16 protein-coding genes and 1 pseudogene are annotated in these 24,149 nt (G+C 68.6%); 5 read left to right on the forward strand and 12 right to left on the reverse strand.

All coding sequences use genetic code 11. From position 1 onward, the window contains the following. Nucleotides 1-54: 54 nt before the first annotated feature. The 7 genes from ABDW59_RS06235 to argA form a co-directional block, all read right to left on the reverse strand. Nucleotides 55-993, reverse strand: a complete 939-nt coding sequence (locus ABDW59_RS06235) for an adenylate/guanylate cyclase domain-containing protein (protein ID WP_343628669.1) — start codon at nt 991-993, stop codon at nt 55-57. Between the two features lie 294 nt (nt 994-1,287). Beyond that, nucleotides 1,288-3,525 (reverse strand): RNA polymerase sigma factor RpoD, encoded by a 2,238-nt coding sequence (rpoD, locus tag ABDW59_RS06240; protein WP_343628670.1) that lies wholly within the window; start codon nt 3,523-3,525, stop codon nt 1,288-1,290. A 358-nt stretch (nt 3,526-3,883) separates the two neighbouring features. Beyond that, a complete protein-coding gene (gene dnaG, locus ABDW59_RS06245; RefSeq protein WP_343628671.1) occupies nt 3,884-5,968 on the reverse strand; it encodes a DNA primase in 2,085 nt (694 codons plus the stop codon). A gap of 9 nt (nt 5,969-5,977) precedes the next feature. Continuing rightward, nucleotides 5,978-8,548 carry a GGDEF domain-containing protein gene (locus ABDW59_RS06250; protein ID WP_343628672.1) on the reverse strand — a complete coding sequence of 857 codons (2,571 nt, stop codon included), beginning with the start codon at nt 8,546-8,548 and terminating at the stop codon, nt 5,978-5,980. A 227-nt stretch (nt 8,549-8,775) separates the two neighbouring features. After that, a complete protein-coding gene (locus ABDW59_RS06255) occupies nt 8,776-9,078 on the reverse strand; it encodes an H-NS histone family protein (RefSeq protein WP_343628673.1) in 303 nt (100 codons plus the stop codon). 205 nt (nt 9,079-9,283) lie between these two features. Then, the gene (locus ABDW59_RS06260) at nt 9,284-9,556 is read right to left on the reverse strand and encodes an oxidative damage protection protein (protein ID WP_343628674.1); all 273 of its coding nucleotides are present in this window, start codon (nt 9,554-9,556) and stop codon (nt 9,284-9,286) included. Between the two features lie 80 nt (nt 9,557-9,636). Then, nucleotides 9,637-10,977 (reverse strand): amino-acid N-acetyltransferase, encoded by a 1,341-nt coding sequence (argA, locus tag ABDW59_RS06265; RefSeq protein WP_343628675.1) that lies wholly within the window; start codon nt 10,975-10,977, stop codon nt 9,637-9,639. A gap of 320 nt (nt 10,978-11,297) precedes the next feature. On the opposite strand from argA, the gene hrpA reads away from it, so the two are divergent. The 3 genes from hrpA to ABDW59_RS06280 all read left to right on the forward strand — a co-directional run bounded on the left by hrpA (nt 11,298) and on the right by ABDW59_RS06280 (nt 19,579). Next, nucleotides 11,298-15,161, forward strand: coding sequence for an ATP-dependent RNA helicase HrpA (gene hrpA / locus ABDW59_RS06270; RefSeq protein WP_343628688.1), 3,864 nt, complete (start codon nt 11,298-11,300; stop codon nt 15,159-15,161). Between the two features lie 105 nt (nt 15,162-15,266). Next, nucleotides 15,267-17,180 (forward strand): HDOD domain-containing protein, encoded by a 1,914-nt coding sequence (locus tag ABDW59_RS06275; protein WP_343628676.1) that lies wholly within the window; start codon nt 15,267-15,269, stop codon nt 17,178-17,180. Then, entirely contained in the window at nt 17,177-19,579 is a 2,403-nt protein-coding gene (locus tag ABDW59_RS06280; protein WP_343628677.1) for an HDOD domain-containing protein, read from the forward strand. The genes ABDW59_RS06275 and ABDW59_RS06280 overlap by 4 nt, the downstream gene beginning before the upstream one ends. Nucleotides 19,580-19,648: 69 nt before the next feature. Here ABDW59_RS06280 and ABDW59_RS06285 read toward each other — a convergent pair whose 3' ends face one another. Both ABDW59_RS06285 and ABDW59_RS06290 read right to left on the reverse strand, forming a co-directional pair. Beyond that, nucleotides 19,649-19,906 (reverse strand): hypothetical protein, encoded by a 258-nt coding sequence (locus ABDW59_RS06285; RefSeq protein WP_343628678.1) that lies wholly within the window; start codon nt 19,904-19,906, stop codon nt 19,649-19,651. Between the two features lie 146 nt (nt 19,907-20,052). After that, nucleotides 20,053-20,658, reverse strand: a complete 606-nt coding sequence (locus ABDW59_RS06290) for a 2-hydroxychromene-2-carboxylate isomerase (RefSeq protein ID WP_343628679.1) — start codon at nt 20,656-20,658, stop codon at nt 20,053-20,055. A 124-nt stretch (nt 20,659-20,782) separates the two neighbouring features. Between ABDW59_RS06290 and ABDW59_RS06295 the strand changes: the two genes are divergently transcribed. Beyond that, nucleotides 20,783-21,463 (forward strand): glutathione S-transferase, encoded by a 681-nt coding sequence (locus tag ABDW59_RS06295; protein ID WP_343628680.1) that lies wholly within the window; start codon nt 20,783-20,785, stop codon nt 21,461-21,463. Between the two features lie 14 nt (nt 21,464-21,477). On the opposite strand, the gene ABDW59_RS06300 is transcribed toward ABDW59_RS06295, so the two are convergent. From ABDW59_RS06300 to ABDW59_RS06310, 3 genes are all read right to left on the reverse strand, one after another. Next, nucleotides 21,478-21,729, reverse strand: a complete 252-nt coding sequence (locus tag ABDW59_RS06300; protein ID WP_343628681.1) for a type II toxin-antitoxin system HicB family antitoxin — start codon at nt 21,727-21,729, stop codon at nt 21,478-21,480. A gap of 27 nt (nt 21,730-21,756) precedes the next feature. After that, nucleotides 21,757-21,963, reverse strand: a complete 207-nt coding sequence (locus ABDW59_RS06305) for a DUF4287 domain-containing protein (protein ID WP_343628682.1) — start codon at nt 21,961-21,963, stop codon at nt 21,757-21,759. Between the two features lie 71 nt (nt 21,964-22,034). Continuing rightward, nucleotides 22,035-23,351, reverse strand: a complete 1,317-nt coding sequence (locus ABDW59_RS06310; protein ID WP_343628683.1) for an Nramp family divalent metal transporter — start codon at nt 23,349-23,351, stop codon at nt 22,035-22,037. Between the two features lie 193 nt (nt 23,352-23,544). Here ABDW59_RS06310 and ABDW59_RS06315 point away from each other — a divergent pair. Beyond that, nucleotides 23,545-24,149 (forward strand): annotated as a pseudogene (locus ABDW59_RS06315) (DNA helicase); the annotation flags it as partial.

A 24,149-nucleotide genomic window follows, 5' to 3' on the forward strand; every position in this document is an offset into this window, starting at 1 on the left:
GCAGGCGTGACGCCGGTCGTGGGAAGAAAATGAAAAGCAGCGAGCGGGCGCCGCTCAAAGGCCGCGGCGCATCAACATCGGCGAGGCAGCCTCGGCCAGATGCATGATCTCGAAGCGGACGGTGGGGGCCTGAGTCTCGGACGGCGGGCCGCCCAGTCCGATGGAGCCGGCGCCGTGCAGCGTGCAGGAGCCGCGCCGCAGGCTCAGGGTCTGGCCGCCCGCGCCGAAGCGGACGAAGGTGCCGTTGTAGCTGAGGTCGGTCAGGCTGAAGCTGCTGCCCTGCCAGTCGATGCGCGCATGCGAGCGGCTGACGCGGACATCGGTGATGCAGTAGGTCGCCTGCGTGCTGCGGCCCAGGACCACGGGCATCTGCTCGATGTCGAAGACGCGATCCAGGTCTTGCCACACCAGCCGGATGCCTTCCGGCCCGGCGCTGCGGACGATCTCGCCGAACTGCGTGGCGGCCGCGTCGCCGCGGCCGTTGTCCAGGACGTAGATGTGGACCGGCTCGGCGCGGCCGCGCACGCTGATGTGGTCCAGGCTGCGGAAGCGCGCTTTCTGCGCGCTGGTCAGGCCGTTCACCACTTCCGCGGTGACCACGGTCTCGCCGTCGCCGGCGTGGTCGAGCAAACGTGCCGCGACGTTGACCGCGTCGCCGAAGCAGTCGCCGTGGATCTCCACCACCTCGCCGCGCGCCAGCGCGATCTGCAGGTGCGTGTGGCGCAGACGCTCGCTGCGGACCGAGGACTTGAGCAGCAGTTCCTGCATCCGCATCGCCGACTTGATGCCGTCGCGCGGATTGTCGAAGGCGGCCATCAGGCCGTCGCCCAGGGTTTTGATCAGGCTGCCGCGGTTCTCGTCGACCGCCTGGCTCAGCAGTGCCACCGTCTGCGTGACCAGCCCCGAGGCTTCCGCGTTGCCCAGGGTCTCGAACAGCGCCGTGCTGCCGCGCAGGTCGGCAAACAGGACGGTGCGCTCGCGGATCTGGGTCATCGGCCTTGCTGCGGGTGGGGTGTGAAGGAAGTCTCAGTGTAGCCGCGTGCTCCCAGGGCGAACGTGGTGATTAGCCCTTGCTTGAGGGCCCGTCGGCGCCCGCGCGACAACGCTCCCCCATCCGGCGGGCGAATGCCGCAACGCAGCAATCCGAGGCGTCCTGGCTCGCCCGAGGACGTGCCCAAAAGAAAACCGGCCGACGTCCGAGGACGTGGGCCGGTGCTTGAAGCAATCCCGGTGCCTGTTTTTGCGTCCGGGAGAGCGGCGCGATCAGCGCAGGCGATCAGCGCAGGATCAGAGGTTGTCCAGATACGTGCGCAGCTTGTCCGAGCGGCTCGGGTGCTTGAGCTTGCGGATGGCCTTGGCCTCGATCTGGCGGATGCGCTCGCGGGTGACGTCGAACTGCTTGCCGACTTCTTCCAGCGTGTGGTCCGTGCTCATCTCGATGCCGAAGCGCATGCGCAGCACCTTGGCTTCGCGCGGGGTCAGGCTGTCGAGGATGTCCTTCACCACCTCGCGCAGACCGGCCTGCATGGCGGCTTCGATCGGCGCGGTATTGTTGGTGTCCTCGATGAAGTCGCCCAGGTGCGAATCGTCGTCGTCGCCGATCGGCGTTTCCATGGAGATCGGCTCCTTCGCGATCTTCATGATCTTGCGGATCTTGTCTTCCGGCATCTCCATCTTCTCGGCCAGCGTCGGGGCGTCCGGCTCGAAGCCGAACTCCTGCAAGTGCTGGCGCGAGATGCGGTTCATCTTGTTGATCGTCTCGATCATGTGAACCGGGATGCGGATGGTGCGGGCCTGGTCCGCGATCGAGCGGGTGATGGCCTGACGGATCCACCACGTCGCATAGGTCGAGAACTTGTAGCCGCGACGGTATTCGAACTTGTCCACCGCCTTCATCAGGCCGATGTTGCCTTCCTGGATCAGATCCAGGAATTGCAGACCGCGGTTGGTGTACTTCTTCGCGATCGAGATCACCAGACGCAGGTTGGCCTCGATCATTTCCTTCTTGGCATCGCGCGAGGCCTTCTCGCCCTCGTTCATGCGCTTGTTGATGCCCTTCAGGTCATCCAGAGGGACCACGGCCTTGCCCTGGATGTCGATCAGCTTCTGCTGCAGCTCCTGCACCGCCGGCAGGTTGCGCGACATGATGTTCGCGTACGGCTTGCCCGAGGCCACTTCCTTCTCCGCCCACTGCAGGTTCAGCACGTTGGGCGGGAAGGTCTTGATGAAGTGCTCCTGCGGCATGCCGCACTTGTCGACCACGATCTTGCGGATCTCGCGCTCGAAGCGGCGCACGTCGTCCACCTGCGAGCGCAGGATGTCGCACAGCTTCTCGATGGTCTTGACGGTGAAGCGGATGGTCATCAGCTCGGAGCTGATGGCCGCCTGGGCCTTGTTGTAGTTGGCCGACTTGTAGCCGTCCTTCTCAAAGGCCTTGCGCATCTTGTCGAAGTTCGAGGCGAGCGAATCCAGCTTCACCAGCGCGGCGTTCTTCAGCTCTTCCAGCTTCTTGGTCAGGGCCTTGGAGCCGCCGTTGCCGTCGTCGTCGTCCTCTTCGTCGAACTCGTCGAAGTCTTCCTCGGCGACGTAGTCGTCCGCCTCGTCGGCGGCGACGAAGCCGTCCACGACCTCGGAGATCTGCATCTCGCCGGCGCGAATCTTGGTGGAGAACTCCAGGATGTGAGCGATGGTCGTCGGCGAGGCCGAAATGGCCAGCATCATTGCCTGCAGACCGCCTTCGATGCGCTTGGCGATCTCGATTTCGCCTTCACGGGTCAGCAGTTCGACCGTGCCCATTTCGCGCATGTACATGCGCACCGGGTCGGTCGTGCGGCCGAATTCCGAATCGACGGTGGACAGCGCGGCTTCGGCGGCTTCCTCCGCTTCCTCTTCGGTCGCGGTCGGGGAGGTCGAGCCCTGGATCAGCAGCGTGGCGGCATCGGGTGCCTGCTCGTACACGGCGATGCCCATGTCGTTGAGCATCGACACGATCGCCTCGAGGATTTCCTCGTTGATCAGCTTCTCGGGCAAGTGGTCGTTGATTTCCTGGTGCGTCAGGAAACCACGCGTCTTGCCCATCTTGATCAGGGTCTTGAGCTCGTGGCGGCGCTTGGCGACTTCCTCTTCGGTCAGCGCGGTCTCGTCCAGGCCGAACTCGCGCATCAGCGCGCGCTCCTTGGCGCGGCTGACCTTCATGCGCAGCGGCTTGGCCTTGGGCTTGTCCTCGCCGACTTCCTCGACCTCGACAGCCTCCACCTCGGTGTCCGCCTCGACCTCGCCGTCGACGTCGACATCCGCCTCGACGTCGCTGAAGTCTTCTTCCTCTTCCTCGGTCTTGCCGGCCTTGGCGGGCTTCTTCGACTCGGTCTCGGCCTTGGGCTTGCGGCCGCGCTTGGGCTTGGCATCGTCAGCCGATGCGGCGGTGGCGGCTTTGGTGGTCTTCGTGGCGGCCTTCGCGGCCGGCTTCTTGACGACTTCTTCGGTTTCTGCGGCGGCAGCCTTGGACGCGGTCTTTTTGGCGGTCATGCAGTTCCTCGGTGGCTGGGGGGCCAGTGGGGTGAGCAGGGGGCAATGCAAACGGCCACCTGCGTCGCCGACGGCCGCAAACTCCCGACACTTGCGGGCTATGCGACGCGGCGAGCCCAGGCGGCTCGAACTCGTGCCTTGACATGCGGATCGGGATGAACCGGTCCGCCTTCAAGGCTTTGCGCGGACAAGCTAGCGTGAACGTTTGAAAGTGCAGCCCAGGCGGTGTCATTTGGCCGCTTTTTGTATGAACCCAGGGTCAGTGGGGGGCCGGGACCGGTTGGCGCTGCCGTCACTCTTGACGCGCGAAAACCCTTGATTATCTGCCAGAAATCTGGTTCGGTCAAAAAGTTTGGAATCAAGCAGCTTCGAGCTCGCGAATCTGCTGCAGCAATGACTGGAATCTGCGTATGTCCGGCTGCGGGCTGCGGGCGATCTGGTCGGCCTCCGCGCGCAGGCGATTGATCCAGAGCCTTCGCATCACGACGCGGAATTCGTCGTCCAGGTGATCCTCGGAGACCGGGGGGCTGATGGGGCCGCCGCAGACGCGTTCGGCCAGTTCCATCCGGTCCGCTTCCAGCAGGGCCGCCTGAAGCACCGCCCAAGGCGTCGGGCCGTGATCGACGAGGAAGCGTTCGAGCCAAGCGATCAGTTCCCCGTGTTCCGCGGGGAGTTCATGCAGCAACTGGAGGTCCTGCTCGCTGAGCCGATGCCAGAGATCGCCATGCAGCAGCAGCATCCGGACCGCGTGATCCATGGGCGCGGGAGGCGCCTTGCGCGGCAGGCCCTGCGTCGGGTCCTGATCCCGCTTGCGCCAGTCGCCGCCGCCCCATTTCCCCTTGCCTTGGCCCTTGCCCTTGAAGTCGCCGCGCGGCTCCCACTTGCGCTGCTGGGGCTGCGCGTCGGGCGCGGGCGCGGCGGCGTCCCCGGCGTAGGCATCGTATGGAATGTGGACCTCGTCGCCGCCGGCGCTCTCGTCGCCATAGGCGGAGGCGGGGATGTCGAAGTAGGGCTCGTCGCCATGACCGCCATGACCGCCATGACCGCCGCCCGTGGGCGAGCGCGGCTGCGCGCGGGCCATCGCGGGTCGCTGCTCGGCGCGGGCGCGCTGCCCCGGCGCGGCGGGCGGCAGCGCGCTGGCCCACAGGCCCATCAGTTCCGCATCCGGCAGCTGCGCGCGGCGCGCCAGCTCACCCAGCAGCTGGCGCTTGAGCAGCCCTTCCGGCAGCGCCGCCCACAGCGGCTTGGCGACGCTCAACATCTTGGCGCGCCCCTCCGGCGTGCCCAGATCGCAGCCTTCGGCGGCGGTTTCCATCAACTGGCGCGACAGCGGCACCGCGTTTTCCACGCAGCGCTCGAAGGCCTCGGCGCCGAGCTCGCGGACGTAGGAATCGGGGTCGTGTTCCGCCGGCAGGAACAGGAACTTGATCGTGCGGTCCTCGTTCGCATGGGGCAGGGCGGCCTCGAGCGCCCGACCCGCGGCGCGCCGGCCGGCGGCGTCGCCGTCGAAGCTGAACACCACCGACTCGGTGAAGCGGAACAGCTTCTGCACGTGATCTTGCGTACAGGCGGTGCCCAGCGTCGCGACCGCGTTGCCGAAGTCGTGCTGGGCCAGCGCGACCACGTCCATGTAGCCCTCGACCACCAGCGCATAGCCGCGCCGGCGCATCGCCGGACGGGCCTCGTACAGGCCGTAGAGCTCCTTGCCCTTGTGGAAGACCGGCGTCTCGGGCGAGTTCAGGTACTTGGGCTCCCCTTTGTCCAGCACCCGTCCGCCGAAGCCGATCACCTCGCCCTGCACATTGCGGATGGGGAACATGATCCGGTCGCGGAAGCGGTCGTAGCGGCGCTGTTCGGCGTCGCTCTTGCCGGGGTCGTCCTGCAGGATGACCAGTCCGGTCTCGACCAGCAGCGGGTCGTCGTAAGCGGGGAAGGCGCTGGCCAGCGTGCGCCAGCCTTCGGGCGAGTAGCCCAGCCCGAACTGCGCCGCGATCTGCCCGGTCAGGCCGCGTCCCTTCAGGTAGTCGATCGCGCGGGGGCTGCCCTTGAGCTGCTGGCGGTAATGCTGGCAGGCCTTGGCGAGCACCTCGGTCAGCGTCGCCTGGCGTTGCTTCTGCGCCTTCTCCGCCTCGCGCTGCTGTGGGCTGCGATCGTCCTCGGGGACTTGCATGCCGGCCTGCTGGGCCAGATCCTTCACCGCGTCCACGAAGCCGATGCCCAGATGTTCCATCAGGAAGCCCACGGCGTTGCCGTGCTGGCCGCAGCCGAAGCAGTGGAAGGTCTGGCGCGAGGGGCTGACGATGAAGCTCGGGGACTTCTCGCCGTGGAAGGGGCACAGGCCCTTGTGGTTGATGCCGGCCTTCTTGAGGTCGACATGACGGCCCACGATCTCGACGATGTCGACGCGAGCCAAAAGGTCCTGAATAAAGCCGGGCGGAATCACCGCGGGAGTTTACGTGATGACCTGAATCGGGCGTCCTCTCGCCCATTCCCGCAGGGCCTGCGGCGGCAGCGGCTCGCACAGCCCGCTGCCTTGGCCGACCTGGCAGCCCAGCTCCACCAGCGCCTGCGCATGGGCCTGGGATTCGACGCCCTCGGCCACCAGCGCGCAGCCGAATTGCCCGGCCAGCGCGATCACGCCTTGCACCAGGGCCCGGTCCTGCGCGTCGACGAGCATGGTCTGCACGAAGGACCGGTCGATCTTGAGTTCGTCCAGCGGCAGCTGCTTGAGCACCGCCAGCGTCGCGTAGCCGGTGCCGAAATCGTCCATCGCCAGGCGCAGACCCAGCCGCTTGCAGTCGGTCAGCAGCTGGCGCGCGCGGACCACGTCGTCCAGCGCGCTCGATTCGAGCAGCTCCAGCACCAGGCGCTGCGGCGGCACCTCGGCATGGCGGGCGAGCAGCGCGGCCAGGCGCGAGCCGAACTCCGGCGCGGCCAGATGGCGCGGGCTGATGTTCACGCTGAGCGACAGATCCAGCCCGTCGGCGCGCCAGCGGCGCAGTTGTTCCAGCGCCTGCTCCAGCACCCAGTGGCCGAGCTGCGCGGCCATGCCGCTGCGCTCCACGGTCGGCAGGAATGCCGCCGGCGCGAGCAGGCCGCGTTGCGGATGGCGCCAGCGCAGCAGCGCCTCGGCGCCGACCAGCGCGCCGCTGACCAGATCCAGCTTGGGCTGGTAATGCAGGCAGAGCTCGCCGGCGTCCAGCGCCTGCTGAACACGCAGCACCGCCTGGGCATGGGCCTCGCGATCACGACGCTTCTCGACGTCGAAGAACTGCACGCCATCGCGTCCGCTGCGCTTGACGCGGTAGAGCGCATGCGCGGCATGGCGGATCAGGGTCTCCGCCTCGCCGCCGTCCTGCGGATAGAGCGTGGCGCCGACGCTGGCGCTCAGGCGCGGCGCGAGCGTCTCGTCGGGCAACGGGGGCAGGCCGCCCGGCTGGGTCGGCGCATCGAACGCGTCGAATGCATCGAAGGCATGCCCCGCGTCCAGCGCATCGAAGCCGGCGCCGTTGCCGATGTCCAGGCAGACGCTCGAGCCCAGGTTCGCCGGAGCGTCCAGGTCGCCCTGCAGATCGATCGGGCGGCGCAGCACCTGCAGCAGCCGGTCCAGCGCGAGTTGCGCCTCCTCGGCGCTCTGCACGCGCAGCAGCAGGCCGAACTCGTCGCCGCCCAGCCGAGCGACCTCGTCCGACCATTGCGGCGCCTGACGCAGCGCGGTGCCCAGCCGGCGCGCCAGCTCGCGTAGCGCCTCGTCGGCGCGGCCCGCGCCATGTCGGCGGTTGAAGGCGGCGAAGCCGTCCAGGTCCACCCGGGCGACGCACAGCATGAAGCCCGGGCCGACCTGGCGGCTGGTCTGCAGCGCGGTCTCCAGGCGGCGCAGGAATTCCTGCTCGTTGGGCAGGCCGGTCAGCGCGTCGAAGCGGCCCAGGCGCTCGAGCGCCTGCTGGCGTTGCAGCTCCTGGGTCAGGTCGGACAGGGCCAGCACGCGGTAGCGCGGCGGGCCGTCGGGCTCGGGAATCGAGGAGACCGTCAGCCGCAGCGTGCGGGCCTGACCGCCGGCGGCGCGGACTTTCACCAGCCCCTGCCAATGACCGGCCGGATCGGCCAGCGCCTCGGCGAGGGCTTCGGGATCGTGGCCGGCGCGTCGCAGCTGCGCCTCGTCCATGGGCAGCGCCGTGCGGCCCAGCAGGCGCCGACGCAGCAATTCGGTCGGATCGCCGCCTGGCTCGCCCGCATCGATGACCAGGCCCGCGGTGGCGTCGGTCAGCTCGCCCATCAGCGTCCAGTAGGCCGGATTGGCGTCGAGCAGCCGGTGCTCCAGATCGGTGATCGCCAGGCCCTCGTGCAGATGCTGGAACAGGCCGCTGCTCATGCGCTGGCGTTCCTCGGCGGTGCGGCGCCACTGGATGTCCTGCAGGCTGGCCAGCACTCGCCTCGCGCGGCCGCGCGCGTCGCGGCGCGCTACGCGCAGCCGCAACTCGTGCCAGGTCCAGCCGCCCGCGTCGTCAGGCAGGCGCAGTGCGTGGATCAGGGTGTTGGGCGAATGGGGCAAATCAGGGGAATCGGGACCGTCGAAGGAGGAGGCGGCGGCAAGCCCCGCCTGGAGCAGGGCGGGCAGGCGCTCCTCCAGAGTCATGCGGTCGACGCTGTGCAGCCGCGTGAGCCAAGCCGTCGGATCGGCCGGATCCGGCGCGCCGAGGCGCTCCTGCCAGCCGGCCGAGGCCGTGAGCGATTCGCCCGGTACCCACTGGGCCAGCGACATGCCGGCGGCGTCCAGCTTGGCGCGCCATTCCAGGCGCTCCTCCAGCGCCCGTTGACGCTCCGCGCGGGTGCGCCAGATCATCGCGGCGCCCAACGCGGGCAACGGCGCCCAGGCCAGCGCTCGCCAGGTCGGCCAGAGCGCGCCGGCCAGGGTCAGCGCCGCGGTGGCGCTCAGCATCAGGCCGCTCGGCGTCGGAGCGAGCAGGCGGCGAGGGAGGCTGGGCAGGGACCAGCCAGCGGAGGCGGACAGCTCGGACTTCACGAGGGGCGGCGGGTGCGGTGGGCGAGGGTGCAGGCGGGGCGGCCGGATGCTAGCCGGGCGGGGTTTCGCGCAGGGGGCGCGCTATCCCTGTCGCATGGGGTTCTCCCCCCGGAATAAGGGTGGCCTTTGGGCGATTGCCGTTCGGAAATGGAAAAAGCCACCCGAAGGTGGCTTCCGCGATGGCGCGCCCGAAAAAGTGATGCGCGATCGGAGGGCGTGGCAAATCGTCAGATGACGAAGTCTTCCAGTTTGGCGCCGCCGGAGATGGCCGCCTTCAGCCACTTGGGCTGCAGACCGCGGCCGCTCCAGGTTTCGCCGGTGGCCTGGTTGCGGTACTTGGCCGCGACCTTGGAGGCCTTGGCGCCGGGCGCCTTGGCCGCGCGCGAGGTCAGGTCGGCGACCGACAGGCCGTATTCCTGCATCAGCGACTTGACCTTGGAGATGGCGTCCGAACGCTCCCGCTCCTGGGTTTCGGCGATTTGCTGTTCGAGGGCGGCCCGTTGGGCCAGCAGGTCTTTGAGCGATGCCATAAATGCAATTCCTCGCGTTGTTCAACGGCTCCCTCGAAAGGGATTGCCGCATTATAGGCAGGGAAGCTAAATGGGGCGCAAGGGGGTAATTCCCGGTTTCTTCCGGCGATGTTCCGGAAAGACGTCAATCCCACTCGAATCTGGTCGGGACTGGCATGAATCGAGGATAGACCCACAGCGACTGGTCATCGCCACTGACTTGAATTCAGTTGCTCGGCGGCACATAACCGGCGGGCTGTTCCGCGCCGTCGCCGAAGAAAAACTGTTCCAGCTGGCGCATCAGGTATTGACGGGCGCGTTGATCGGCCAGATTCAGGCGGTTTTCATTGACCAGCATGGTCTGGTGCTTCATCCAGGCGGCCCAGGCTTCCTTGGAGACGTTCTCATAGATGCGCTTGCCGAGTTCGCCGGGCATCACGGGAAAGTCCATGCCTTCGGCTTCCTTCTTCAGATAAACGCATTGGATGGTGCGGGCCATATCAAACCTCGATGTTCGGAAAAGTGTAGGGGAGAAGGGCTGGGTGCCGGCTCGCCGGCCGCGGCCGGTGGCGCCGACGCTCAGCCGAGTTTCTTGACCAGGACCTGCGAGCGCCGGTCCCAGTTGTATTTGCGCTTGCGTTCCTCGGGGAGCCAGTTCGGGTCCACAGGCTGGAAGCCGCGCTTGATGAACCAGTGCATGGTGCGGGTGGTCAGCACGAAGATGCTGGTCAGGCCCATGGCCTTGGCGCGCTGTTCGATGCGCTTGAGGATGCGCTCGCCGTCGCCCTGGCCCTGGACCGCGCTGGACACGGTCAGTGCCGCCATCTCGGCGGTGCGCGCTTCCTGATACGGGTGCAGCGCGGCGCAGCCGAATATCACGCCGTCGTGTTCGATCACGGTATAGGACTCGACATCGCGTTCGATTTCGCTGCGGTCGCGCTTGACCAGCGTGCCGTCGCGCTCGAAGGGTTCGATCAGCGCAATCAGGCTGCCGATATCGTCGTGGGTCGCCTCGCGCAGGCTTTCGAGTTTCTCGTCCACGACCATGGTGCCGATGCCGTCGTGGGTATAGACCTCCTGCAGGATGGCGCCGTCGACGGCGAAGGGCAGGATGTGCGAGCGCTCGACCCCCGATTCGCAGGCTTTCACGCAGTACTTCAGATAGAAACCGACATCGGTCGGCTGCGTGGCGGGGGGGAGTTTGGCGATCAGCCGTTTGGCGTCGGCCAGCGCGAGTTCCGTGTCGATCGAGCTGTCCGGGTCCTCGGGGTTTTCAAGCACGCCCGGGACTTCGGTCATGAACAGCAGCTTGTCGGCCTGCAGCGCGATCGCGGTTTCCGTGGCGACTTCTTCCATCATCAGGTTGAAGGCGTCGCCGGTCGGGGAGAAGCCGAAGGGCGAGATCAGCACGATGGCGCCGATATCGATGGCGCGCTGGATCGCGGCCGCGTCGACGCGGCGCACGATGCCGGAATGCTTGAAATCCACGCCGTCGACGATGCCGACCGGGCGCGCGGTCAGGAAATTGCCCGAGACCACGCGTACCGTGGAATTGGCCATCGGCGTGTTGGGCAGGCCCTGGGAAAACGCGGCTTCGATTTCGAAGCGCAATTGGCCGGCGGCTTCCTGGGCGCAGTCCAGCGTAATGCCGTCGGTGATGCGCATCCCGTGGCTGTATTGCGGCTGATGGCCTTTGGCGGCGAGTTGCTCGTTGACCTGCGGGCGGAAACCGTGGACCAGCACGATCTTGATGCCCATCGCATGCATGATCGCCAGATCCTGGACGAAGCCGTTGAGCTTGCCCGCCGCGATCATTTCCCCGGTCATGCCGACGACGAAGGTTTCGCCGCGATACGCGTGGATATAAGGGGCCACCGCGCGAAACCACGGCACGAAGGTATGGGGGAAGACCAAGCTCATGGGCGCGAATTGTGCAACAGGCTGTCCCCTCGACGGGGCGGCAAGGTCACTGGCGGGGACACGGGTCGGCAGGGGAGAGGGTCTTCGGGCTCCTGAGCAGAGGGACTTCCGTCCCTCCCACCAGGCCGCGAGATAATCCGCGCCCCGTGAGTCAAGACACCAATGCCCCCGCCCCGGCGGCGCCCAAGCCGCCGCGCGGCGCCGAGCGCCCCGCCCGCCAGACCGACCGCAACGCCGATGCCACGGCCAGCAGCCGCCCTGCGCGCTCGCCCCGGCCTCCGCGCCAGGCCGGCCCGCGCCCGCCGGTCCCCGCCAACCCGATTCCGCCCATCGAGTTCCCCGAGTCGCTGCCCGTCTCCGGCCGCCGCGAGGAAATCATGCGGGCGTTGGCCGAGCACCAGGTCGTCATCGTCTGCGGCGAGACCGGTTCCGGCAAGACCACGCAATTGCCCAAGATCGCGCTGGCCCTGGGCCGCGGTCGCGGCAACGGCGGGGGCCTGATCGGCCACACCCAGCCGCGCCGGATCGCCGCGTCCAGCGTCGCCAAGCGCATCGCCGAGGAACTGAAATCGCCGCTGGGCGAGGTCGTCGGCTACAAGGTCCGCTTCCAGGACCGGCTGCAGCCGGGCGCCTCGGTCAAGCTGATGACGGACGGCATCCTGCTGGCCGAGACCCAGACCGATCCGCTGCTCAAGGCCTACGACACGCTGATCATCGACGAGGCCCACGAGCGCAGCCTCAACATCGACTTCCTGCTGGGCTACCTGCGCGAGATCCTGCCGCGCCGGCCCGACCTGAAGATCATCGTGACCTCCGCGACCATCGACGCGGACCGCTTCGCCCAGCATTTCGCGTCCGCGAAAGGCCCCGCGCCGGTGCTGATGGTCTCGGGCCGGCTGTTCCCGGTGGAGCAGCGCTACCGCCCCTTCGAGGAATCGCGCGAGTACGACGTCAACGACGCCATCTGCGACGCGGTCGATGAGCTCTGGCGCGAGGGGCGCGGCGACGTGCTGGTCTTCCTGCCCGGCGAGCGCGAGATCCGCGAAGCCGCAGAAGCGCTGCGCAAGCATCACCCGCCGGGTGTCGAGGTGCTGCCGCTGTTTGCCCGCCTGTCCGAGCAGGAGCAGAACCGCATCTTCCAGCCGCACGGCCAGCCGCGCATCGTGCTGGCGACCAACGTCGCCGAGACCTCGCTGACGGTGCCCGGCATCCGCTACGTGATCGACCCCGGTCTGGCGCGCGTCAAGCGCTACAGCTACCGCAACAAAGTCGAGCAGCTGCAGATCGAGAACATCAGCCAGGCCGCGGCCAACCAGCGCGCCGGCCGCTGCGGCCGCGTCAGCAACGGCATCTGCGTGCGGCTGTACGAGGAGAAGGACTTCCTCGGCCGCCCGCGCTTCACCGATCCCGAGATCCTGCGCAGCTCGCTCGCGGGCGTGATCCTGCGCATGAAAGCCTTGCACCTGGGCCAGGTCGAGGACTTCCCCTTCATCGAGCCGCCGCCCCGCAAGGCGGTGGCCGACGGCTACCAGCTGCTCAACGAGCTGGGCGCGGTCGACGAGCGCAACGAGCTCACGCCCATGGGCAACGAGCTGTCCAAGCTGCCGCTGGATCCGCGCGTGGGCCGGATGATCCTGGAAGCGCGCAAGCGCGATGCGCTCAGCGAGATCCTGGTCATCGCCAGCGCGCTGTCCGGCCAGGACGTGCGCGATCGGCCGATGGACCAGCAACAGCAAGCCGACGAGAAGCACAAGAAGTTCGACGACGAGAAGTCGGAGTTCATGGGCTATCTGAAGCTGTGGAAATGGCTGGGCGAGTCGCGCGGCGGGGAAGGGGAGCACAAGCTGTCCGTGCGCAAGCAGGAACAGCTGTTGCGCGACCACTTCGTCAGCCCACGCCGGGTGCGCGAGTGGCGCGACATCTACGCGCAGCTGCACACGGTGATCGCCGAGCACGGCTGGCGCCTGAACGGCGCGCCCGCGACCTATGAGCAGGTCCACCTGTCCATGCTGGCCGGCCTGCTGGGCAACCTGGGCTGCAAGTCCGATGACGACGACTGGTACCTGGGCGCGCGCGGCATCAAGTTCTGGCGCCATCCCGGCGCGCACCTGAGCAAGAAGCCGGGCCGCTGGATCGTCGCGGCCGAGCTGGTCGACACGACGCGGCTGTTCGGCCGCGGCATCGCCGGAATCGAGCCGCAATGGCTGCCCGGCATCGCCGGCCACCTGATCAAGACCCAGCTGCTGGAGCCGCACTGGGAGAAGAAGGCCGCCGAGGTCGTGGCGCTGGAACGCGCGACCCTCTACGGCATCGTGCTCTACAACAACAAGCGGGTGAACTTCGGCCGCGTCGACCCGGTGGCCGCGCGCGAGATCTTCATCCGCGAGGCGCTGGTCAACGGCGATTGGGAGACGCGGCTGCCCTTCCTGGCGCACAACCAGAAGCAGATCGCCAAAGTCGAGGAGCTGGAGCACAAGTCGCGCCGGCAGGACGTGCTGGTCGACGACGAGCTGATCTACGCCTTCTACGACCAGCAGCTGCCGGCGGACGTGTACTCGGGCGTGACGCTGGAGAAGTGGTACCGGGAGGCCAGCAAGGCCGAGCCCAAGCTGCTGCACCTGAGTCGCGACGAGCTGATGCGGCACGAGGCCGCCGGCGTCACCAGCAACGCCTTCCCCAAGACGCTGCGATTGGGCGGCGTGGACTGCACGGCGACCTACCTGCATCAGCCCGGCGACGCCCGCGACGGTCTGACGGTCACCGTCCCGATCTATGCGCTCAATCAGGTCAATGACGAGCGCACCGACTGGCTGGTGCCCGGCATGCTGGAGGCCAAGGTCACCGCGCTGCTCAAGAGCCTGCACCAGAAGCCGCGCGCGCGGCTGACGCCGCTGCCGGAGTTCGTCGCCGAGTTCGTCGAGCTGCACCCATTCGCCCAAGGCGGGCTGGTGGACGTGCTGCTCAAGGCGGTGAAGGAGCGGACCCAGCTCGCGGTTCAGCGCAACGACTTCAAGCTCGAGCAGGTGCCCGCCCACCTGTTCATGAACATCCGCGTGGTCGACGAGCACGGCCGCCAACTGGGCCAAGGTCGCAACCTGGCGACGCTGAAGGCGGAGCTGGGCGGCCAAGCCCGCTCGGCCTTCCAGGCCCTGGCCGCCCTCAAGCTCCAAAGCCAACCCGACGCGACAACCCCCTCCAACCCCCTCGCCCTTTCCCTCCCCCTCTCCCGCGAGCGGGAGAGGGCAGGGGAGAGGGTCGGCGTGAACAGCGAGCCCTCCACCCGCGGCATCAAAGCGACGGTCACTCCGCCCCCGCGTCCCGCGACGGAGGCCACCAAGACCTACACCTCCTGGACCTTCGGCGAGCTCCCCGAGCTCATGGAGATCAAGCGCGGCCCGCAGACCCTGATCGGTTTCCCCGCCCTGATCGACAAGGGCGCGCACGTCGAGATCGAAGTCTTCGACGAGCCCGAGCTGGCCGCCGCCAAGCACCGCGCCGGCCTGCGCCGCCTGGTCGCGCTGCAGCTGAAAGAGCCGCTCAAGTACCTCGAGAAGAACATCCCCGACCTGACCCAGATGGCCGTCGCCTACATGAGCCTGGGGACGGCCGAGGAGCTGCGCGACCAGATCATCGCCGTGGCCGTGGACCGCGCCTTCCTGGCCGATCCGCTGCCCACCGACGAGTTCCGCTTCAAGTCCCGCGTCGAGGAAGGCCGCGCCCGTCTCAACCTGATCGCGCAAGAGGTCGCGCGCTTGTCCTTCAACGTGCTCATCGAGTACCAAGGCGCGCTGCGCAAGCTCAAGGACACGCGCTCGGCCTCGAAGGAAGTGGTCGAGGACATCCAGGCGCAGCTGCAGCGCCTGATGCCCAAGCGCTTCGTGCTCCAGACGCCGTGGGCGCAGCTCCAGCACTTTCCGCGCTATCTGAAGGCGATCACGCTGCGGCTGGACAAGCTGCGCGCCGACGCGGCCCGCGACCAGAAGCTGCTGGCCGAGCTGCGTCCGCTGGAGCAGCGCTGGCAGCGACGGGTGGCGGAGCTCAAGGGCACGCCGGATGCGCGGGTCGATGATTTCCGCTGGCAGCTCGAGGAGTTGCGGGTGAGCCTTTTCGCACAGGAACTGAGAACGCCGCAGCCGGTCAGCGTCAAGCGGCTGGAAAAGGTGTGGGCGCAGTTACAAAACTGAGCGGAGAATCTCCCCTTCTTCTCCGGACGGACATCGCGGGTTTTCGGTCCAATCCGGTGGATAAAAGGTCCGTGGTCCCGGGTCAACCGGTGCTGCCCATCGCTCGTGCCTGACAACAACTCCACTCCCTCGGCCGCTCCCATGCGGCGCTTCGGCCGCTTCGAGCTGCGCGCGCTGCTGCACAAGAGCCAGCGCTCGATGCTGTGGGTGGTCTTCGACCCGTCCAGCGGCCAGGAGATGTTCCTGATGATGCCGCGCGAGAAGCCCAACAGCGAGGCGGCGATGCTGCACTGGCTGAAGACGCTGGACGCCGCCTCCCGCATCCATCACCCGAATCTGGGCCACGTCATCGAGACGGGCCGCGTCGATCCCTGGCCCTACGTCGCCTACGACCGCGCGCTGGGCGAGACGCTGGAAGAGCGCCTGGCCCGCAGCGGACCGCCCTTGGCGCTGGATGCCGCCAGCTGGGTCGCGCAGGCGCTGGAGGGCCTGGCCTTCGCCCACGAGGCCGGTCACGCGCATCGGGACATCCAGCTCGCGCATCTGGTCATCGACGGCGCCAACCACGTCCGCGTGCTGGGCCTGGAAGTGGCGCAGGAGATCGTGCCCGCCAGCGCCGACTTCAACGCCGCCTCGCGCCGCGCGGTGCGCGAGTCCTCCGAGGAGGACGTGGTCAGCGTCGGCCTGCTGCTGCATCGCTTGCTCAGCGGCAAGGCGGTCCTGGACGAACCCGATCTGCAGCTGGTGCTGCAGCGCATGCAGCCGCAGGGCCATGAGCTGGTGCGCCTGGGCTGGGAAACGCCGTACCCGATTCCCGAGCCGCTGCGCGCCATCGTCAACCGCGCCAGCGACCGGCAGACGCGGCAGCGCTATCACCTGGCGCGCAGCTTCTGGCGCGCGCTGGACGGTTGGCGCCTGTCGGCCGAGCAGGACGACGGCGGCCCGATCGCGCTGCTCAAGGACAAGATGCAGCGCTTCGGCCACCTGCCCAGCACCAGCACGCGGCTGGTGACGACGGTGGCCTCGTCCTCGATGGAATCGCAGCACGGCAGCCAGCTGGCCTCGCTGGCGCTCAAGGACATGGCGCTGTCGCTGGAGCTGATCCGGCGCGTCAACAACGCGCTGCGGCAGCAGGGCCCGACCAGCGGCGGCACGGTGCTGAACCTGCAGCGCGCGATCGCGATGCTGGGCCTGAACGGGCTGGAAGACGCGGCGCGTGCGCTCAAGCCCTGGCCCGGTCCGATGAACGACGGCCAGGCCGCGTTCATGCAGAGCCTGATCCGCCGCGTGCAGCGCGCCGGTCAGGTGGCGCAGGCGCTGCGGCCGGCCGGCTACGACGCCGAGGTCGTCTATCTGATCTCGCTGATGCAGAACCTGGGGCGGCTGCTGGTGCAGTACCACTTCCCGGACGACGCGCAGCAGATCCGCCAGCTGCAGGTCGCGCCCGAGGCGACCGAGGACAACCCCAATCCGCGCGGCATGACCGAACAGTCCGCCGCTTACGCGGTGCTGGGCTGCGACCTGGAGAGCCTGGGCCTGGCGGTCGCGAGGTACTGGGGCCTGGGCGACGAACTCCAGCACATGATGCGGCGCCAGCCGCAGGAGGCGCCGGTGCGTCACGGCGAAGGGGACAGCGAGATCCTGCGCCTGACCTGCAGCCTGGCCAATGAACTGATCGACGCGCTGGGCGTGCCCGAGCGCAAGCGCCAGGCGGCCATCGAGCTGGCGACGCGGCGCTATGCGCGCGCGCTGGGACTGGGTCTGCGCGAGGTCTACGACGCGCTGGGCAGCGTGCAAGGGGCGCTTGGCGGCAGCCCCGACAGCGCCATGGCCCCGCTCGACGATCCCGTGATCGGCGCGGCGGCCACCGCGGCGCCCCGTTCACGACTGCGCGAACGCGCCGAGGGGGCGGCCGGCGTTGCCGCCCGACCCGGCACGTCCGCTTCACCCCAGGGAGCTTCCACCGGCCAGGCTGGATCGCGCGATGAGGCGCCTCCGTCCGGCAAGGAACGCCCATGACCGTCATGCCGCCCGCCGTCGGGCGCTTCAAGCCGCTGCGCAGCCTGGGCACGGGCGCGCAGGCCGTGGTCTGGCTGGCCCACGATCCGCGTCTGGATCGCGAGGTGGCGCTCAAGGTGCTGACCCAGGGCGCCGACCGCGCCAGCGTCGACACCTGGCTGCACGAGGCCCGCGCCGTCAGCCGCCTGACGCACCCCAACATCGTTCCGGTCTTCGAGGCCGACATCGAGGCCGGGCAGGCCTACATGGTGTTCGAGTTCGTCCCCGGCGGCACGCTGACCGAGCGGCTGCGCCAGCGCGGCCGGCTGCCGGCGCGCGAGGCGGTGACGATGATGCTGGGCATCCTCGACGGCCTGCATGCGGCGCATCAGGCGGGCGTGGTGCATCGCGACCTCAAGCCGTCCAACATCCTGCTGGACGCGGGCGGCCGGCCCAAGGTGATGGACTTCGGCATCGCCGGACGCGTCAGCACCACGGGACTGCCGGGCGCGCGCCCGAATCGCATCGTCGGCACGCCGGGCTACATCTCGCCGGAAGCGGCGCGGGGCGAGCCGGCGTCGCCCGTGATGGACGTCTTCGCCGCGGCGGTGATGCTCAGCGAGATGCTGTCCGGTCAGCGCCTGAACTACGACCCCGATCCCTGGCGCGCGGTGCGCCGCGCGATGGAGCAGACGCTGGAGCCGCCCGCGGACCTGGGCGCCGACACCGATGACGCGCTGCGCGCGGTGCTGCTGCGCGGTCTGTCGCGCGAGGCGGCGCAGCGCTGGCCCGACGCCAAGACCTTCCATGACGCGCTGGCCGCCTGGCTGCATCCGGCCAGCGAGGCGCCCGCCGCCAGCGACGGCGGCAGCGCCACGCTGGACTTCCTGCTGCGCCGCATGCGGCACCGCACCGACTTCCCGGCCATGGCCGATTCGGTGGCGCGCATCCAGCGCATGACGCAGTCGGAGAACGAGAGCCTGACCACGCTCTCCAACGAGATCCTCAAGGACGTGGCGCTGACCAACAAGCTGCTGCGCCTGGTCAACACGGTGCAGTTCAGCCACGCCGGCGGCGGCCACATCAGCACGGTGTCGCGGGCGGTGGCGCTGGTGGGCTTCGGCGGCATCCGCAACCTGGCGCTGTCGCTGGTGCTGCTGGAGCGGATGGAGAACAAGGGCCATGCTCAGCGGCTGAAAGAGGAGTTCCTCCGCTCGCTGATGGCGGGCTCGCTGGCGCGCGAGCTCTGTCTGGTCCCGCGCGAGAACGAGGAGTCCTTCCTCGCCACGATGTTCCAAGGCCTGGGCCGATTGCTGGCCGAGTTCTATCTGCCCGAGGAGGCGCAGCAGGTGCGCCGCCTGGTGCGGCCCGAGCGCGGCATGGGCGAGCAGGCCGCCCCGCCGGTGAGCGAGGGCGCGGCCTCGGCGCAGGTGCTGGGGCTGAGCTATGAGGATCTGGGGCTGGGCGTGGCGCGGCAGTGGGGCTTCCCCGACAGCCTGCAGCGCACCATGCGCCGGCCCGACGGCGACGCGCCGACGCGGCTGATCGAGCATTCGGGCGATCGCATGCGCTGGCTGGCCCGCGCGAGCAATGATGTCGCCGACGTCATCCTGAACAGTGATCCGGCCGAGGCCCACGCCAAGGTGCGCGCGATGGCGCAGCGCTATGCGCGCGGGCTGGGCGTGGAGGCGCGAGCCTTCGAGGCGGCGGCGGATCAGGCGCGGCAGCGGTTGTCGCAGCTGGCGCAGGCGATGGACATCCAGCTGGCGAAGAACTCGCCGGCTCAGCGCCTGTTGGCGCCGCTGACGCCGTCGCCGCAGGACACGCTGTCGCCGCATGAGCTGCAGGCCACGCTGGTCGAGGGTCAGGCCCCGGCGGGCGTGATTCCGCCGGAGCAGGCCGCGGCGACGTTGGCCGCGGGCATCCAGGACATCACCAACGCGATGGTCGAGAGCTTCAAGCTCAACGAGATCCTGCGGATGATTCTGGAGACGATGTACCGCGGGCTGGGCTTCCGCCGGGTGATCTTCTGCCTGCGCGATCCCAAGACCGAGACGCTCACCGGCCGCTTCGGCCTGGGCGAGGGCGTGGAGGCGGTGGTGCCGTTGTTCCGCGTGCCGCTGCGGGTGATGCCGGGCGCGACGGCCGATCTGTTCACGGCGATCTGCGCCAAGGGCGTGGACACGCTGATCGCCGACGCCTCGCAGCCCAAGATCGCGGAGCGGCTTCCCCCCTGGTTCCTGACCGGGGCCAAGGCGCACAGCTTCCTGATCCTGCCAATGGCGCTGCGCGGAGCGCCCTTCGCGATGATCTATGCCGACAAGGCGCAGCCGGGCAGCGTGGTGCTCGACGAGAAGCAGCTCTCGCTGCTGCGCACCTTGCGCAACCAGGCCGTGATGGCCTTCAAGCAAGCGAACTGAGCGGGGCGGCGCCCTGCGCGGCGTGAGCCGCGCTCGGCATCTGCATCGGCCTGACCCGCCTCAGGGGTCTCAGCGGCCACGGCCCCAGTGGCCTTCGTTCCAGCGCCGGCCGCCGTAGCGGTCGCTGCTCCAATAGCCTTCGATCCAGATCGCGCCGGCGTAGGGCGGGGCGCCATAGTAGCCGGCTCCGCCGCCGTAGCCGTCGTCATAGCCGCGATAACGGTGCGCCGGCACGACCACGCAGCCGGTCAGCGAGGCGACGATTGGCGCGGCGGCCAGCACCACCAGCAGGGAGCGCAAGGTGCGCGAGGGACGGGGCATTCGCATGACGGACCTCCAGGGGAACTGCGTGTCTTGTGGAAACGCGGTCCCTGGCGGCGGCGATGACCCGTGCCGCCGGACATTACCCGGCGGACACGAAGTAACCACCCGTGCCCGCGTGTGACGCGGACGGGCCGATCGGGCTGGGGCGATCAGTACGGGCCGTGCTCGAGCCAGCGCTCGAGCTGGGGCAGGCGGTCGTTGCCCCAGAAGCGCTCGCCTTCGACGATGAAGAAGGGCGAGCCGAACACGCCACGGGCTTCGGCCAGGTCGATCTCGGCCTTCAGGCGGGCGCGGGTGGCGCTGTCGTTGGCCAGGTGCTGGAGCTCGTTGGCAGTGACATGCTGCTGGGTGGCGCACAGCTCCTGCAGCACCTCGGCCTGGGCGATGTTGCGGTCTTCGACGAAATAGGCCTTGTAGACGGACTGCGCGAACTTGCGGCCCAGCTCCGGGTCGCGGTCGTTGAACCAGTGGAACAGGCGGGCGGCGGTCTCGGTGTGCAGGCCCAGCGTCGACGGTGGGTTGTAGGGCACTTTGGAGAACGCAGCCAGACGGATCACGTCGCGGCGGATGTAGTCGCTGCGCATGACGCTGTTGGGGATGCGGATGCGCTCGAGCGACTGGAAGTTGGCGTCGAGCACGATGGCGTGCCAGTTGACGGTGCGGCCGTAGCGGGCGGCGAGCTCGTCGATGGTCTGCGAGGCGATGTAGCCGTAGGGGGAGGCGAAGTCGAAATAGAAGTCGATCGGGGCAGACATGCAAGCTCCATGAACGCGGGCGCGCGGATTGTAGGAGGGTGCCTGAAGGTCGCGCGAGGCGCATCCGCCGGATGGAGGGGATGCCCCAAGGGCGGTGCGGGCCGGGGGTCATAGACTCGGCCCCATGATCACCGTCCATCACCTGAACAACTCCCGCTCGCAGCGGGTCCTGTGGCTGCTCGAGGAACTCGGGCTGCCGTATGAGATCAAGCATTACCAGCGCGATCCCAAGACCATGCTGGCGCCGCCGGAGCTGCGGGCGGTGCATCCGCTGGGCAAGTCGCCGGTGATCACCGACGAGGGTCTGACCATCGCCGAGTCCGGCGCGATCCTGGAGTACCTGGTCGACCGCTATGGAGACGGCCGTCTGAAGCCGGTGTCGGGGACGGAGGATGCGCTGCGCTACCGCTACTGGATGCATTACGCGGAGGGCTCGGCGATGCCGCCGCTGCTGCTCAAGCTGGTCTTCGACCGCATTGAGCGGGCGCCGGTGCCGTTCTTCGTCAGGCCGATCGCCAAGAGCATCGCCGCCAAGGCCAAGGCGAGCTTCGTGCAGCCGCAGATCGACAACCACATGAACTATCTGGAAGCGCAGCTCGCCAAGAGCCCGTGGTTCGCGGGCGGCGAGTTCACGGCGGCGGACGTGCAGATGAGCTTCCCGCTGGAGGCCGCGGTGCAGCGCGGTGGCGCGGTCGCCAAGCAGCCGCGCATCACCGACTTCCTGCAGCGCATCCACGCGCGGCCGGCGTACCGGCGCGCGTTGGAGCGGGGTGGGCCGTATGCGTTGTTGGGCAACGGCGATTGAGGAGCTGTTCGCGCTCAGGTGTCGAGCGATGACACGCGAAACTCGATCCCACCGTCGAGGGCTACAAGTCCCTCCGAGGCCAGCAGGTGCAAGACCTCGGAGAGACGTTCCAGCACTTCCTGCGTGGAGCCGCCTTGCGTATAGGCTCCCCGGACTGCGGGGACACTCCCCACAAGCACAGTGCTGTCGGGCTCTCGTTCGATGACGACGTCGAAGATCATTAAGACAGCATAGGCGCTCATCTGCATGTCTTTGATGAGGCTCATGCCCATCACCGCATTGGGGCCTGAGGGTTACTGCTTCGCCAAGAAGAACGCCACCAGCGCATTCGCATGACCGTGCCCCATCTCGTGCTCGGTCTTGAGCTTGCTGACCAGCTCCATGTGCTTCAACGGCCCGGCTTGCTTGAGCAGCTTCATCCAGTGCTCGATCGGCTGGCCGTACTTCTTCTCGATGGACGGAAAGTAGGACGCGGGTCCTTTGACTTGCTCGGTCGCCATGTCGGATCTCCCTGAGGTTGAGGCGTTCATCGTCATGACGAACGACCGCGGCGATTTTCGACAGACGTCGATCACTGCATCAACGACACCAGCAGGGCCCCGTTCGCCGCCGTGACCAGCGCGAAGAGCAGCCAGCTCAGCGCCCGCACCACCGGCCCGTTGGCGAAGTCGCCCATCAGCGCGCGGTCGTTGGTCATGCGGATCAACGGCCACATCGCGAAGGGCAGCTGCAGGCTGAGCACCACCTGACTGGCCACCAGCAGCCGGCCGACCGCTCCCTCGCCCAGCCACAGCAAGCCGAGGAAGGCCGGCACCAGCGCCAGGAAGCGCGTCGCCAGGCGGCGCTGCCAGCAGGGGATCTTCAGGCGCAGGAAGCCCTCCATCAGCACCTGACCGGCGATGGTCCCGGTGAAGGTCGAGCTCTGCCCCGCGGCCAGCAGCGCCACCCCGAACAGCACCGAGGCCGCCGCCGTGCCGACCAGCGGATCCAGCAGGTGATACGCGTCCTGGATCTCGGCCACGTCACGATGGCCGTGGGCGTGGAAGGCGGTCGCCGCCAGGATCAGGATCGCCGCGTTGACCATCAGCGCAAGCGTCAGCGAGACCAGCGTGTCGATCGTCGACAGCCGGATCGCGTCGCGCTTGGCCGCGTCCGTGCGTCCGATGCGCCGCGTCTGCACGATGGACGAGTGCAGGTAGAGGTTGTGCGGCATCACCGTCGCGCCGAGGATGCCGATGGCCAGCAGCAGCGCCTTCGGGTCGTGCACCGCGACGCCGTTGGGAATGAAGCCGCGCGCCACCGCCACCCAGTCCGGCCCGACCAGCGCCAGCTGGATGGCGTAGCAGATGCCGATGGTCATCACCAGGCCGAGGATGATGGCCTCCACCTGCCGGAAGCCGCGGCCCTTGAGTCCGAGCACGATGAGCGTGTCCAGCGCCGCGATGCCCACACCGCCCAGCAGCGGCACGCCGAACAGCAGATGTAGCGCCAGCGCGGTGCCCAGCACCTCGGCCACGTCGCAGGCGACGATGGCCAGCTCCGCCATCACCCACAGCGGCAACCGCACCGCCGGCCGGTAGCGGTCGCGGCAGGCCTGCGCCAGGTCTTGCCCGGTCACCAGCCCCAATCGCAGCGACAGCGTCTGCAACAGCATCGCCGCCAGGCTCGACGCCAGCACCACCCACATCAGCGCATGGCCGAAGCGGGAGCCGGCCTCGATGTCGGTGGCCCAGTTGCCGGGATCCATGTAGCCGACCGAGATCAACAACCCCGGCCCGGCCACGCGCAACAGCCGCTTCCATAGCGGCGAGCCCTCGTCCAGCGCGATGGAGCCGTGGACCTCGGAGGGGCAGAAGGGCGCGGTGGCGGTGGTGGGCAGCCGGAACATCCGGCGATTGTGCGGCCGCCGGGGCAGCGCATCCTGACCGCATCGACCGATGCCGGGTCTCCCGGAAGGGTCAGGGCTTGCTGCTTGCGGCCGGCGGCTGGTGGCCCATCGCCGGGGTGCGGCCAGTGCGCCGAGGCCGCTATAGTCCCGCCTCCCCGCAGTTCCACGGCCCCGGCCGATCCGTCGCGACCCCATGCCCATCGCCGACATCCGCGCGGCGATCGAGGCCGAAGTCGCCGCGACGCCCGAGTTCTACGACTTCAAGGTGATCCGCGCCGAGCGCGACGGCGCGCTGTGGCGCGTCACGCTGGATCCCGAGTACGTCTATGCCGAGGGCCAGCGCCCCGGGCAGGCCTCGGCGCTGACGCTGCTCGACGACCGGTTGGAAGGCGCCTCCGCCTGGTGGGGCGCGCCGACCAAGGGCGCGGCCAACGTGTTCGCCGTCGTCGTCGAGCAGGACCAGCTCGTGCTGCGCGACGCGACCGCCGCGCCGCCGGGCGAGGGTCATTTGATCCGGCTCTATCCGCCGCGCTTCCTCAAGGCCATCGTCGACGCCTGGGCCGACGAGGTCTGGGCGCAGCGCGCCGCGGCCTGCTGGCCGGGGCTCGCCCGGCCGTCGCCGTTGGCGGACGCACCGGCGCTCGATGGCTCGCCGTTCCGCTGGCTGCGGGCGGCGCAGCGCGCGGCGCTGGCGCTGGTGGCGCACGACAACGCCTTCCTCTGGGGGCCGCCGGGCACCGGCAAGACGACGACGCTGGGTGTGATGCTCGCCGAGTACCTCGACCGCCAGCCCCAAGC

The sequence above is a fragment of the Roseateles sp. genome (assembly GCF_039595295.1).
Classification (GTDB): Bacteria; Pseudomonadota; Gammaproteobacteria; order Burkholderiales; family Burkholderiaceae_C; genus Roseateles.

Bases quoted from the DNA above. Each gene is read 5' to 3' on its own strand.
- ABDW59_RS06235 (WP_343628669.1), bottom strand. From the start codon at position 993: ATGACCCAGATCCGCGAGCGCACCGTCCTGTTTGCCGACCTGCGCGGC.
- rpoD (WP_343628670.1), bottom strand. From the start codon at position 3,525: ATGACCGCCAAAAAGACCGCGTCCAAGGCTGCCGCCGCAGAAACCGAA.
- ABDW59_RS06255 (WP_343628673.1), bottom strand. From the start codon at position 9,078: ATGGCATCGCTCAAAGACCTGCTGGCCCAACGGGCCGCCCTCGAACAG.
- ABDW59_RS06260 (WP_343628674.1), bottom strand. From the start codon at position 9,556: ATGGCCCGCACCATCCAATGCGTTTATCTGAAGAAGGAAGCCGAAGGC.
- argA (WP_343628675.1), bottom strand. From the start codon at position 10,977: ATGAGCTTGGTCTTCCCCCATACCTTCGTGCCGTGGTTTCGCGCGGTG.
- ABDW59_RS06280 (WP_343628677.1), top strand. From the start codon at position 17,177: ATGACCGTCATGCCGCCCGCCGTCGGGCGCTTCAAGCCGCTGCGCAGC.
- ABDW59_RS06285 (WP_343628678.1), bottom strand. From the start codon at position 19,906: ATGCGAATGCCCCGTCCCTCGCGCACCTTGCGCTCCCTGCTGGTGGTG.
- ABDW59_RS06290 (WP_343628679.1), bottom strand. From the start codon at position 20,658: ATGTCTGCCCCGATCGACTTCTATTTCGACTTCGCCTCCCCCTACGGC.
- ABDW59_RS06295 (WP_343628680.1), top strand. From the start codon at position 20,783: ATGATCACCGTCCATCACCTGAACAACTCCCGCTCGCAGCGGGTCCTG.
- ABDW59_RS06300 (WP_343628681.1), bottom strand. From the start codon at position 21,729: ATGAGCCTCATCAAAGACATGCAGATGAGCGCCTATGCTGTCTTAATG.
- ABDW59_RS06305 (WP_343628682.1), bottom strand. From the start codon at position 21,963: ATGGCGACCGAGCAAGTCAAAGGACCCGCGTCCTACTTTCCGTCCATC.
- ABDW59_RS06310 (WP_343628683.1), bottom strand. From the start codon at position 23,351: ATGTTCCGGCTGCCCACCACCGCCACCGCGCCCTTCTGCCCCTCCGAG.